The 12,954-nt window shown below is 70.8% G+C and carries 11 protein-coding genes; 3 read left to right on the forward strand and 8 right to left on the reverse strand.

Going from position 1 to position 12,954, the window contains the following annotated elements:
- Positions 1 to 20 precede the first annotated feature (20 nt).
- Together BM242_RS09420 and BM242_RS09425 are read left to right on the forward strand one after the other, a co-directional pair.
- Positions 21 to 695 (forward strand): hypothetical protein, encoded by a 675-nt coding sequence (locus BM242_RS09420; RefSeq protein ID WP_093838224.1) that lies wholly within the window; start codon positions 21 to 23, stop codon positions 693 to 695.
- Positions 692 to 1,744: a hypothetical protein gene (locus BM242_RS09425; protein ID WP_093838225.1), complete on the forward strand. Its 1,053-nt coding sequence runs from the start codon at positions 692 to 694 to the stop codon at positions 1,742 to 1,744. Before BM242_RS09420 ends, BM242_RS09425 begins: the two co-directional genes overlap by 4 nt.
- A 47-nt stretch (positions 1,745 to 1,791) precedes the next feature.
- Here BM242_RS09425 and BM242_RS09430 read toward each other — a convergent pair whose 3' ends face one another.
- The 8 genes from BM242_RS09430 to BM242_RS09465 form a co-directional block, all read right to left on the reverse strand.
- Entirely contained in the window at positions 1,792 to 2,634 is an 843-nt protein-coding gene (locus tag BM242_RS09430; protein WP_093838226.1) for an alpha/beta fold hydrolase, read from the reverse strand.
- Between the two features lie 237 nt (positions 2,635 to 2,871).
- A complete protein-coding gene (locus tag BM242_RS09435) occupies positions 2,872 to 3,837 on the reverse strand; it encodes an NAD(P)-dependent alcohol dehydrogenase (RefSeq protein ID WP_093838227.1) in 966 nt (321 codons plus the stop codon).
- Positions 3,838 to 4,015: 178 nt separating this feature from the next.
- Positions 4,016 to 4,480: an MSMEG_6728 family protein gene (locus tag BM242_RS09440; protein ID WP_093838228.1), complete on the reverse strand. Its 465-nt coding sequence runs from the start codon at positions 4,478 to 4,480 to the stop codon at positions 4,016 to 4,018.
- A 286-nt stretch (positions 4,481 to 4,766) separates the two neighbouring features.
- Entirely contained in the window at positions 4,767 to 5,894 is a 1,128-nt protein-coding gene (locus tag BM242_RS09445) for an ABC transporter ATP-binding protein (RefSeq protein WP_093838229.1), read from the reverse strand.
- Positions 5,887 to 7,023, reverse strand: coding sequence for an ABC transporter ATP-binding protein (locus BM242_RS09450; RefSeq protein ID WP_217652408.1), 1,137 nt, complete (start codon positions 7,021 to 7,023; stop codon positions 5,887 to 5,889). Before BM242_RS09450 ends, BM242_RS09445 begins: the two co-directional genes overlap by 8 nt.
- A gap of 12 nt (positions 7,024 to 7,035) precedes the next feature.
- On the reverse strand, positions 7,036 to 8,220 hold the full coding sequence (locus tag BM242_RS09455; RefSeq protein ID WP_093838230.1) for an ABC transporter permease: 1,185 nt from the start codon (positions 8,218 to 8,220) through the stop codon (positions 7,036 to 7,038).
- The gene (locus tag BM242_RS09460) at positions 8,217 to 9,218 is read right to left on the reverse strand and encodes an ABC transporter permease (protein ID WP_093838231.1); all 1,002 of its coding nucleotides are present in this window, start codon (positions 9,216 to 9,218) and stop codon (positions 8,217 to 8,219) included. The genes BM242_RS09455 and BM242_RS09460 overlap by 4 nt, the downstream gene beginning before the upstream one ends.
- 3 nt (positions 9,219 to 9,221) lie before the next feature.
- Positions 9,222 to 11,201, reverse strand: coding sequence for an ABC transporter substrate-binding protein (locus BM242_RS09465; protein WP_107365103.1), 1,980 nt, complete (start codon positions 11,199 to 11,201; stop codon positions 9,222 to 9,224).
- A 419-nt stretch (positions 11,202 to 11,620) separates the two neighbouring features.
- On the opposite strand from BM242_RS09465, the gene BM242_RS09470 reads away from it, so the two are divergent.
- The gene (locus tag BM242_RS09470; protein ID WP_245833932.1) at positions 11,621 to 12,883 is read left to right on the forward strand and encodes a glycoside hydrolase family 30 protein; all 1,263 of its coding nucleotides are present in this window, start codon (positions 11,621 to 11,623) and stop codon (positions 12,881 to 12,883) included.
- Positions 12,884 to 12,954 lie beyond the last annotated feature (71 nt).

Consider the following 12,954-nt stretch of genomic DNA (forward strand, 5'->3'; position numbering starts at 1 on the left):
GAGACGAGGGCTGACCGCCGATGGCCATCCGATGGACCCGTACCGCACTGACCACGGCCACCGCCGTCCTCACCGGCGCGCTCCTGCTCACCGCCTGCGGCGGCGGGGAGCAGGGCGAGCAGGACCGGATCGCGGACGCCCGGGACGACGGCGGCACCGGAAACGAGGAGCCGGCCGAGCCGGACGATGAGCCGGCGGCCCCGAAGGACGACGGCATCGAGCGCCCCGAGATCGTGCTGCCGGACGACGTGGTGAACATCTTCGAGCCGGTGGACACGGACGACCCGGTCGAACTGGCGGTCCTCGCCGACAACGAGCACCGCATCGCCTCCATGGACGAGGCCATCACCAGCGGGGACCTGGAACGGCCGGCGCTCGGCTTCTATTCGACCGGTGAGGCCCTGAAGTCCGCCGTGGGCTGGATCGAGCCCATCGTCGACAGCGGCTCCGGCTTCACCGGCACCACCCGCTACTACAACCGGTCGGTCTCCGTGCGGAGCGACACCGAGGCGACCGTGACCTACTGCGTCGACGCCGCCCAGTCGTACACCACCGACCGGGAGACCGGGGAGGTGGACCGCGAGTCCGCCCCGGACGAGCCGGTGTTCTACATCACCACGCTGGCGAAGAACGGGACCGGAGTCTGGCAGACCACCCGGGTCGCCACGGAACGGGGAGGCAACCAATGCGAGTGAGCCCGCTTCGGCGCGCCATCGTGATCCTGGCCGGCGCCACCGGGGCGCTGTTGCTGCCGGCCGGTCCCGCACAGGCCGACCCCGGCGACCGGTTCACCGGCAATGACGAGGGCGTCTACGGCGAGAGCGACGGCCAGGACATCGGCGCGGGGGCACAGGGCCCGTCGCTGCCCGGAGGGATTGTGATCGAGGGCGGCTCCGGGGAGGGCGGGACGCTCCGGGCGTCCGGCGGGAACTGGGAACCGCCGCCCTGCTACTACGCACCGGAGTTCACCCCCGGCGAGTTCGAGCAGTACCACCAGGACTACCTCAACACGCCGCTGCACAGCGGCAAGGCCGAAGCGGTCCGGATGTTCGAGGAGCAGTACGTCGACGGCGAGGGCGTGTACGAGAACTACAACCTGGCGGGGGAGGGGGAAGGCATGTGGTGGGGGAGCTTCATCAACGAGAACTCCGACGACTACGAGGCCATGCTCTCCTGCAACGAGCCCCGGTTCTGGGTGGAGTTCGGGGACGCGCCGCCCCCGGTCCCCGGGGTGGTCACCCCCGGTGTGCTGGCCGAACTCGCCTATGAGCACACCCGGGTCCCGGACACCGAGACAGCGCTCAACCCCGACGAGAACGAGGACCAGGTCGTCGGCCTGGCCACCTGGATATGGACGGAGGGTGCCGCCACCGCACCGGTGTCGGTCACCGCCCGCGTCGAGGGCTACGACATCTGGGCCACCACCACCGCGACCCCCTCGGGTCTGACCATCGGGCCCGGCACCGAGAACGCCATCCTCCACCCGTCGGACGGCGAATGCGCCGTCTCCGCCGACGGCAGGGCCGGCGAGCCCTACGCTCCCGGCCGCGCCGGGGAGACGCCGCCGTGCGGCGTCACCTATCTGCGCGCCACGCACGGCCGGGACCCCTACCAGCTGAGCGCCACCCTGAACTGGAGCATCGCCTGGACCGGCTCCGGCGGCACGGGCGGGGACCTGCCGGACGGCAGTGTCGAGGGGAACGAGGAGGTCACGGTCGCCGAGATCCAGGCCATCGTCCGCTGACCCCGTCCTGCGCCCCCGTCCCGCACCGCCCGTGCCGCCGCCCGGGCTCAGCCCCGTGCGGCCAGCCAGGCGAGGGCTTCGGGGGCGGAGTGCAGCACGGAGATATGGCCGTCGTCGGGTGCCAGCCGCAGCTCGGCCCCGGGTATCCGGCCGGCCAGCCATCCGGCGTGCGCGGGCGGGGAGATGCGGTCCCGGGTACCGTGCAGCACCAGTACCGGGCAGGAGATCCGGGCCGGATCGAAGCCCCAGGGGGCCACATAGGCCAGGTCGTCGTCGATCATGCCGTCCAGGCCGTCCTCGGACGCCTTGGCCGCGATCTCGCCCAGCCAGGACCACTGCTGGTCCAGCGCCGCATGGTCGGCCGGGGTGAACTGGTCCGGATCCCATTCGCTGGTGGTGAGGCGTTTCTCCAGGGCCGCCCGTCCCTCGGCGGCGGCCCGCAGCTCGGCGGCCCCGGCCGGTCCCATGCCCGCGAACCAGTCGATGCCGTCGGCGCGGAACGGGGCCAGACCGGCCACCGACACCGCGCCGGTCACCCGGTCCGGCAGCAGCGCGGCGCAGGCCAGGGCGTGCGGGCCGCCGCCGGAGTGCCCCAGCACCGCGAACCTGCGCAGCTCCAGGGCGTCGGCGACGGCGGCGGCGTCGGCGGCGGCCGACGCGATGTCCCGCCCCGGCCGGGGCGTGGAACCGCCGTATCCCGGCCGGTCGTAGGAGACCCAGCCGATGCCGTGCCGCGCGGCGGCCGGAAGAAGCGGCTCGGGCGGTTCCCCGGTGTTGGGCGTCCCGTGGTGCCACAGAACGGTCAGAGTCGTGTCATTGCCTTCCGGACGGGCGTCATAGACGTGCAGCATCCGCCCATCACTCAACCGGACATCAGTCTCAGTGACCACCTGCCCGAGCCTAACGCTGTTCAGCGGACAGCGAGGTGTTCATCGCGGAGAGGATTCGATTCCGGTAGGCCCGCCCCGCGCCGCCCGCCCCGGTGAGGACAACGAGCTGCCCGGTGGCCCACATCATCGCGGCATACCGGCCCACCGCTCCGGTGACCCCCGGGCCGCCGCGCGCATCAGCGGAGAGCGCGAGGTCCCTCGGGCACCGGATGCGATCCCCGGACCGGGTGCGGGGCGTCAGTGGGCCACGGTCACCACCACGTTCCCGCGCTTGTGTCCCCGGTCCACGTACCGGTGGGCCTCGACGATCTGATCGAGCCGGTAGTTCCGGTCGATGACGAGGGTGAGCCGGTCGTTCTCCAGAAGGTCCTTCAGGAACAGCAGCGCCTCGTTCTTGCGGACCGACAGGCCGGTCCGCACCCTCTTGCCCCGGGCGAGGAAGGTCAGCAGCATCCAGAGGTAGTTGTGCAGTCCCATGGTCGACAGATAGCAGCCGCGGTCCGACAGCGCTCCGCGGCACCTGCGGAACGAGCTCTTGCCGACCGCGTCGAAGATGATGTCGTAGGCGCCGGTGTTGCGGGTGAAGTCCTCCCGGGCGTAGTCGATCACCTTGTCGGCGCCCAGGGAGGTGACCAGCCCGGCGTTCCTGGCGCCGCACACCGCCGTGACCTCCGCGCCGAAATGCTTGGCCAACTGGACCGCGTAGGTGCCGATGCTCCCGGCCGCCCCGTTGATCAGAACGCGCTGGCCGCTGTGGATTCCGGCCTTGTCCCGCAGGAAGTACAGCGCGGTCGTGGCGCCGTCCACCGCGCTCGCGGACTCCTCGTGGGTCCTGTTGGCCGGCTTCGGCTCCAGTGATGCGTTCTCCGGCAGGCACATGTACTGGGCGTTGGCCCCGATGCGGAAACCGGCGAAGCCGAACACCTCGTCACCTGGCCGGAACCGCCGCACTTTCCGACCCACCGCCTCCACCTGGCCGGACAGTTCCGTCCCCAGGGTCCGCATGCGTCGCCGCGGCCGGGTGAAGCCGCTGATGACCCGGCCCCATTTCGGCTCTCCCCGGCGCAGCAGGCACTCCGCCGTCGTCACTGTCGTCGCGTGTACTTTGATCAGCACCGACCGGTCGCCGGGCACCGGCTTGTCGACCTCGCGGAGCCCGAGAACCTCCGGCCCGCCGTACTTGTCGAACATCACAGCCTGCATCGGATTCCCGCTTTCTGGAACGCGTGGGCGCCGTCCCGGCGCCTTGACCGCCGGGTCCGGCCAGACTCGGCGACCCGGCGCCGGCGCGCCATCCGGGAAAGCCCCGACACCCCCTGAGAATCAGCCCCCGGCCTACCCGGAGACGGCCGGCCCCCGACCCGGCCCGGGTGCGCGGGGCTCAGGTGCGGTCGGAGGACGGCCAGAGGTAGGGCAGGTCGTCGGGGACGCCGGGAAAGCGCGGGCGGTAGAACTCCGGGTCCTTGCGGCACAGCGCCGACTGGTGGCTGCGGTGGAACTCCGGGTCGCCCAGCCAGGGCGGGAGTTCGCCGGCGGCGGCCAGGGCCCGCTGGTCGCGCGGCGGGCCGGGCGGCCGGTGTGCGGCGAAGGCGGAGACCAGGGTGGCGGCGCAGGTGTCGGCGCGGCCGGCGGCGGTCCAGACCCGGCACATCTCCAGGCCGTAGCGGACCAGGGCTTCTTCGTAGCCCCGCCACATGCGCACCGCCGGGTGGTGACGCCAGCCGTAGCCGGGGACGGTCAGCCCGCGCAGCACCTGGATGGTTTCGACACGCTGCTTGCCCAGCCGGCGCCGGTCCAGAGTCCGGGCGGAGGCGGCGAAGTCGGGGTGGGGAAGGAAGGTCTGCATCTGCCGTGGGGACGCCTTCCGGGACGGGGCTCCGGGGGGTGCGGGGCGCCGTCCCGGAGACGGCCGGGGGCTCAGTCGCGCTGCGGGTCCGGCGGGGCACCGGGCATGGGAGCCCCTTTCTCGCTGCTCCCCCGCTTGCTGCCCCCTCGGTGCCCGAGTGCCCGGCGTCGCCGCGGCCGGAACCCCGCACCGGCCGGGCTCACCCGGTCGGCGTACGGCGCGGGGTGACCGGGCCGGGCCGCCGGGAGAGGGAAGGCTCCACCGGTGGCCCGGCCCGTGACCTGCCTCAGACGCCGGTGAGCGAGAGGTCGCCGGCGAAGTGGCAGGCCGCCAGGTGGGGCGTGGCCGCCGGACCGGCGGCGGTGCCGCCCCGGCCGGACGGGTCCGGGGGAGGCAGCAGAACGGGGCCCGCGCCGGGTGCCGCGCAGGTCTCGGCCTTGGCGTAGTGGCACCGGGTGTGGAAGGCGCAGCCGGGCGGCGGCGCGGCCGGGTCGGGCAGATCGTCCGAGAGCCGGATACGGCGCCCGCTGCCGCGCAGCCGGGGATCGGCCCGCGGCACCGCGGACAGCAGCGCCTCGGTGTACGGGTGGCGCGGCCCGCGGTACAGCGCGTCGGTGCCGGCCAGCTCCACGATGTTGCCCAGATACATCACGGCGACCCGGTCGCAGATGTTCTCCACCACCGACAGGTCGTGGGAGATGAACAGGTAGGTGAGGTCCAGCTCCTCCTGGAGGTCGCGCAGCAGGTTGAGGATGGAGGCCCGCACCGAGACGTCCAGCGCCGAGACCGGCTCGTCCGCCACCACCAGCCGGGGCCGCATGATCAGCGCCCGGGCGATGTTGACCCGCTGCCGCTCGCCGCCGGAGAAGGCGTGCGGATAGCGCCGCATATAGCCGGGCGGCAGGCCGACCAGCTCCAGCATCTCGCCGACCCGGCGCTCCAGTTCCTTGCCCTGGGCCAGGCCGTTGTTGCGCAGCGGGTCGCCGATGATCTCCAGCAGGGTCATCCGGGGGTTGAGCGAGGAGAACGGGTCCTGGAAGACCAGCCGGACCTCGCGCTGGTAGCGGCGCAGTTCGCGCTGGCCCAGGGCGGCCAGATCGACCACCCGGCCGTCCCGCGCGTGGTAGCGGATGGTGCCCGCGGTGGGCCGCAGGGTGCGCACGATGCACCGGCCGAGGGTGGTCTTGCCGCAGCCGGACTCGCCGACCAGCCCGAGGGTCTCGCCGGGCCGGATGGTCAGGTCGACGCCCGTGACCGCCCGGACGGTGCCGATGTGCCGCCCGAACATGCCGTGCCGGATCGGGTAGTCCATGCGCAGCCCGCGGATCTCCAGCAGCGGGGTCTCCGCGTCGCCGCCGCTCCCGGCAGGTGCGGTGGGTGCGGTGGGTGCGGTGGGTGCGGTGGGGTCAGCCATTGGCCGGGACCTCCCTCTCCTCGGCCGGGTCGGTGTCCCCGGGAACGTTCCCGGGCGTGCCCAGGCCCGGGGTGTAGAGCACGCAGCGGGCGGTGCGGTCCGGGCCGAAGACCGTCTCGGGCGGCTCGGTGGTGTCGCAGACCCCCGCGATGGCGCTGTCGCAGCGCGGATGGAACGGGCACCCCTCGGCGCGCTCCGAGGGGTGCGGCACCCGCCCGCGGATCTGCCGCAGACGCTGCCCCCTGCCCTGGCCCATGGCCGGCACCGAGTCCAGCAGCGCCTGGGTGTAGGGGTGCTTGGGGTCGTGGAAGATCTCGTCCACCGGGCCGCGCTCCACCACCGTCCCCAGATACATCACCACCACCTCGTCGGCGATCTCCGCCACCACCCCCAGGTCGTGGGTGATGAACATGACGGACATGCCGCTGGACTCCTGGAGCGAGGCGATCAGGTCCAGGATGCGGGCCTGGATGGTGACGTCCAGCGCGGTGGTCGGCTCGTCCGCGATCAGCAGGCCGGGGCCGCAGGCCAGCGCGATGGCGATCATCGCCCGCTGGCACATGCCGCCGGAGAGCTGGAACGAGTAGGCGTTGAACCGCTGCTCCGGCTTGGGGATGCCGACCTTGCGCAGCATGGCGATGGCGTGGTCCTTGGCCTCCGCCTTGGTCATCGGCAGATGCAGCCGGATGGTCTCGGTCAGCTGGTCCCCGATGGTGTACATGGGGGAGAGGGAGGCCATGGGCTCCTGGAAGACCATGGAGATCTCCCCGCCCCGGATACGGCGCAGCTCCTCGCCGTGCGGGTCCAGCTTCGCCAGATCCACCGGGGAGGTGCGGTCGCCGCCGCGCCACAGGATGGAGCCGCCGGTGATCTCCCCGGGGCGGTCCACCAGCCCCAGGATGGAGCGGGCGGTGACACTCTTGCCGCAGCCGGACTCGCCGACCACGCACACCGTGCGCCGTTCGCCGACCGCCAGGTCCACGCCGTCCACGGCCTTCACCACGCCCTCCCGGGTGGTGAAGTGGGTGCGCAGCCCGCTGATCTCCAGCAGCGGCGGCGGTGCGGCGCTCCCGTCGCCGGCGGCCTCGGCCGCGGCGACGCCGGTGGGATTCTTGCTCATCTCCGGCATGCCGGTGCTCCCTCAGGTGCGATAGGGGTCGGCCGCGTCCCGCAGACCGTCGCCGACGAAGTTCAGCGCCAGGACCACGACCACCACCACGAGCCCGGGCAGCAGCAGCCATGGCGCCTGGTCGATGACCCGGACCGAGGTGGCGTCGTTCATCAGCACGCCGAGGCTGACGACCGGGGGCCGCATGCCCAGGCCCAGCCAGCTCAGTGCGGTCTCGGCCAGGATCACCCCCGGGATGGACAGGGTGAGCGCGGCGATCAGATGGCTGGTGAAGGACGGCAGCATGTGGCGGAACATGACTCCCTTCCGGCTGGCGCCGTCCAGCCAGGCCGAGGTGACGAAATCCTCCTGGCGCAGCATCAGGAACCGGCCGCGCACTTCCCGGGCCAGGGTGGTCCAGGCCAGCAGGGAAAGGATCAGACTGATGAGGAAATAACGTCTCACCGGCCCGATTTCCACCGGAATCGCGGCCGTCATGCCCAGCCACAGCGGAAGTGTCGGCACGGCCATCACGAATTCGATGAAACGCTGGATGACCGTGTCCGTCCGCCCGCCGAAATAGCCGGATATCCCGCCCAGCACCACGCCCAGCGCGAACGCCAAAACCACACCCACCAGACCGACAGAAAGCGATATCCGGGTGGCATGGATCAGCCGGGACAACTGGTCGCGTCCCACCCGGTCGGAACCGAGCAGATAGACCATGGCGTCCGGGTCGGACGGACCCAGCAGATGGCGGTCCATCGGGATCAGGCCGAACAGCTCGTACTCCTCGCCCCGGACGAAGAACTCCAGCGAGATCTTCTGCTCCGGGTCCGGGGTGTAGTGGATGCGCAGGTCCTCGTCCTGCTCCCAGGCGTAGCCCTCGACGTACAGGCCCTCGGAGAAGCTGAACTTGGGGACCTGCGGCGGGGCGTAGGTGTAGTCGGAGTCCAGCTTGCTGGTGGAGAACGGGGCCAGGAACTCGGCGAAGATCACCACGAGCAGGAAGAAGACGGTGACCACGGCGCCGGCCATGGCCAGCTTGTGGCGGCGGAAGCTCCACCAGACCAGGCGGGCCTGGGAGGCGGAGGCCCGCCGGGCGCCGTTCCTGGCCGGCCGGCCGGGTCCGTCGTCGGCGGTGCCGTCCGCGGCGGCGTCGCCGGGCTCCGCCGGCCCGCCGCCGCCGGGCAGAGGATCGGTCGTCTGCACGGTCATGAGGAGCCTCCATGGCCGAGCCGGACCCGGGGATCGGTCCAGGCCAGCAGCAGATCGGAGATCAGGGTGCCGATCACGGTCAGCACGCTGATCACCATGATGAGCGAGCCCGCCAGATACATGTCCTGCTGGCGCAGCGCGCCGAGCAGCAGCGGGCCGATGGTGGGCAGGCCGAGCAACTGGCCGACGATGATGTCACCGGCGAACAGTCCGGGCAGCACCCAGCCGACGGTGGAGATGAACGGGTTCATCGCCACCCGCAGCGGATACTTGACCAGCAGCCGCCGCTCCGGTACCCCGCGCGCCCGCGCCGCCACCACATAGGGCTTGCGCAGTTCGTCCAGGAGGTTGGCGCGCAGGATGCGGATCAGCCCGGCCATGCCGGCCGTGCCCAGCACCACCACCGGCAGCCAGAGATGGCCGAGGGCGTCCAGCAGCTTGCCCAGGTTCCAGGAGGCGTCGCACCAGTCGGGCGAGCAGATGCCGGCCGGCACGTACTCGAACCAGCGGTAGGCCAGGTACATCAGGATGAGTGCCAGCAGGAAGTTGGGCGTGGCCAGGCCCAGGAAGCCGATGGTGGTGGCCAGGTAGTCCCCGATGGAGTACTGCCGCACGGCGGCGTAGATGCCGATCGGGAAGGCGAAGAACCAGGTGAACAGGAGCGCGGCGGCTGCCAGCAGCAGGGTGGCGGGCAGCCGTTCGGAGATCATGTCCGCCACCGGGCGGTTGAACTCGAAGGAGACGCCCAGGTCGAACCGGAACAGCAGGTCCGAGATCCAGTACCAGTACTGGACGTAGATCGGCTCGTCCAGGCCGTAGGCGGCCCGGATCTGCTCCACCTCCTCCGGCCCCACCGCGATCCCCTGCTGTCGGCGGTAGGCCACCAGGGAGGTGGCGAAGTCACCGGGCGGCAGGTTGATGATCAGGAAGACCACCACGGAGATCGCCAGCAGGGTCGGGATCACGTACAGCAGCCGCCGCGCGAGATATCCCAGCAATCGTCAGCCCTCGAAGTACCACTGTTCGGGGGTGGCCGGTGCCGGGGTGTTGTAGGCCGCGGCCTCCGGCATCGGTCCACCGACGTTCTTGAGGTTGTTGGAGACGATGGCGTAGGTGCTGTTCACCCGCACCGTGCCGATGCAGTAGAACTGCTCCTTGGAGATCTGGAGGATCTCCCGGAAGAGTTCGTCCCGCTTGGCCTCGTCCGGCTCGGTGAGGAGCTGGTCGTACAGCTCCATCTGCTTCTTCGGCGCCTCCGGCGGCTCCTCGGTCTCGGCCTCCGGTCCCTGGCCGCGGGTGCGGTACCAGTTGGACCACTGGCGGGCGTAGTCGGAGCCGGCGTTGAGGGAGTGCGGGAAGTACCACAGCGGGGCGAGGATCTCGTCGCCCCGGCCGCCGTCGCCGATCCACACGCTGGCGTCGAACTGGTTGTCGCCGAGCTTGACCTCGAAGTTCTCCCGGGGCATCGGGTCGACGGTGGCCTTGATGCCGACCGCCTCCCAGTGGCCGGTGACCAGCTCCATGGCCTGCACCCAGACCGTGACCAGGGCGTCCTCGGCCACCGCCACGGTGACCGAGATCCGCTCGCCGTCCGGGCGGAGGCGGTAGCCCTCGCCGTCCCGCTGGTCGTAGCCGAGGTCGTCCAGGATCTGGTTGGCCTTCTCCGGGTCGTACTCGGTGAACTGCTTGGCGAACTCCTCGTCGTAGTACTCGGACTCCGCCACCGGGGCCGGCTGGTGGGGCTCGCCCTGGCGCTGCCAGACGGCGTTGATCAGCTCCTCGCGGTTGATGGCGTGGGACAGCGCCACCCGGAAGTCCTTCTGGGAGTAGACCTCCCGCACCGCCTCGTCCTCGTGGTTGAGATTGAGCGAGATCAGCATCTCGGTGCTGTAGGTGCCCTCGTAGTCGAGGATCGAGTAGTTGCCCTGCTCCTGGGAGTCGGCCAGGACCGGCTTGTTCTCCAGGCTGTTGAAGTGGCGGCTGTGGAAGTCGAAGTCGCCGTTCTGGGCGCGCAGCAGCATGGTCTCGGGGTCCGGGACGATGTCGTAGCGGACCTCGTCGAGGTACGGAAGCTGGGAGCCGTCCGGGTCGACCTTGAAGAAGTAGGGGTTGCGCTCGAAGCGGCCCACCGTGCCCTTGTCGATGGGGTCGATGACGACCCAGGCCTTGAGGCTGGGCAGGTCGGGGTTGGTCCACAGCACGGACCAGTCGTTGCCCAGGAAGTTGAAGTACTCCTGCCAGGTGTTGTAGCCGGCCGCCTTGGCCTTGCTGCCCGCGTCCTCGGCGAACTCGCCGTGGAACTGCTCCAGGTAGTGCCGGGGGAAGGAGACCAGCCGGTCGCCGTCCCAGTGGCGGGCCATGTTGGTCATGAACATCGGGTTGGGGCCGGTGAACCGGACAATGAAGGACCAGTCGTCGATGATCTCCAGCTCGGCCGGGTCCTCGCCGAGGGCCAGCGCGGCCGGGTGGCCCTGGGTCAGATCGCGGTTGAGCAGCACATGCTGGTAGCCGAAGTCGACATCGGCGGTGGTCAGCGGCGTGCCGTCGGACCACCTGGTGCCCTTGCGGAGCTGCACGGTGAACTCGCTGGCGTCCGCGTTGGGGGTGATGGACTCGGCGAGATTGAGCTCGGTGCCGGTCCAGTCCCGGGTCCAGCGCAGCAGCGGCTCGTAGCCGATGGTGCGGTGCAGCCAGGGGCCGTCACCGGTGCCGGTGATGGCGGTCCGCCAGGTGCCGCCGTACACCCCGATCTGCTCGGTGGGCGTGACGACCAGCGGGTTCTCGGGCAGCCGCTCCTCCACCGGGGGCAGTTCGCCGGCCTTGACCCGCTCGGCCAGCATGGGCGCTTCCTTGCCCTTGGCGCCGGCGGCCTTGCCGCTGTCCTTCTTCTCGGGGTCGGTGGAGAACACATCGCACGCGCTGAGCGAAGCGGTGACCAGTGCGGCATAGGCGCTGGTGCGCAGCAGACTTCTTCGGGACATCCCGCCCGGTGTGCGCCCGGGTATGGCAGCCATCCTTCAGACCCCTCTCGCTGGTGGTCTCGCTGGTCTCGCTGATCAGTGGGGAATTTTCGGACCGACAGCACCCTCAACCGGAGAAAGCGCTTGCTCTCCGGAAAATTTTCGGTAGGGAGCCAATAATTTCGGTGCGGGTAAGTTACGGCGTCGTGAAAAGGGGGTCAACCCCTGTGCGGCACACGAGTTGCGCGGGTCTGGTGACAACCGGCGCGGCGGGGCGTTCCGCTCCGTCGGCGGGGTCCTCCGCGGCGATCTCCGCAGTTGTCAACGGTTTGTGAAGGAACGGGGGAGGCCGACCGGCCTGTTGACGCCCCTCCGGCGGCATGCCTACGGTACCGGCGAAAATTCTCGACTTGGCGACGAAAAGTTTCAGGACGGTGCGCGTGAGCAGGATCGTCATTGGGCGCGACAGTCTCCAGACCATCGACGGATTCGGCTTCTGCCAGGCGTTCCAGCGTGCACGCGTGCTGCGGGAACTCCCGGAGCAGGCCCGGCGGGAGGTGCTCAATCTGCTGATGAGCCCGCGGACCGGCGCCGGCTTCTCCATCCTCCGGCTGGGCATCGGCTCGTCCCCGGACTACTCCGGCGATCAGATGAAATCGATTCAGCCCGCCGACCCCGGCGGGCCCGACGCACCCCCGGCCTACGAGTGGGACGGGGACGACGGCGGCCAGCTCTGGCTGGCCAAGGAGGCCAAGGCGTACGGCATCCGCCGGTTCTACGTCAGCGCCTGGAGCGCCCCCGGCTACATGAAGGACAACGGCACCGACGCCCACGGCGGGAAGCTGCTGCCCGAGTGGTACCAGGCATACGCCCGCTACCTGCTGCGCTATGCCGGCTGTCTGCGCCAGGAGGGCATCCCGGTCACCGAACTCGGCTTCACCAACGAGCCCGACTTCACCGTCGACTACGCCTCCATGCGCTTCACCCCGGCCGAACTCGCCGCCTATGTGAAGGTCATCGGGCCGCAGGTACGCCGCGCCGGACTGCGCCTGGTGACCGCGGACTCCTACGGCTGGGGCGGCCAGCGCGCCTACACCGAGGCCGTCGAGGCGGACCCGGTGGCCAGGGAACTGGTCGACATCCACGCCGGCCACCCCTACGAGGGCCCCGTGGACCGGCCGCTGCCCACCTCCCGCCCCACCTGGATGTCCGAATGGTCCCCGGACGGCGAGACCTGGAACGAGGCCTGGGACGACGGCAGCGGCTACGACGGATTCGCGGTCGCCTCCCAGATCCACGACTCGTTCACCCTTGGTCAGGTCAGCGGCTACGTCTACTGGTTCGGCGCCTCCATGGGCACCACCCGGGCGCCCATCCGGATGGCCGGCGGCGGCTACCGGGTGGCCAAGCGGCTCTGGGCACTGGCCGGCTGGAGCCGGCACATCCGCCCGCACGCGGTGCGGGTGCCCACCGCCTGCGACGAGGCCGATCTGAAGATCACCGCCTTCCGCAACGCGGACGGCGGCCAGGTGCTGGTCGTCCTCAACGCCGGCCGGCAGACCGTGCGGGCCGAACCCGGCCTGGACGGCGAGGCCTATGTGACCGACGAGGAGCGCTCCCTGGCGGCGGCCGGGGAGGTCCGCGAATCCGGCAAGTTCGCCTTCGCCCCGCGTTCCCTGACCACCATCGTCACCCCCGCCTGACCCGCCCGCCCGGCGGTCCGCACCCCCCACACCCCCACACCCCCACACCCCCACACCCCCACACCCCCACA

The sequence above is a fragment of the Streptomyces aidingensis genome, assembly GCF_900112355.1.
Taxonomy (GTDB): Bacteria; Actinomycetota; Actinomycetes; order Streptomycetales; family Streptomycetaceae; genus Streptomyces; species Streptomyces aidingensis.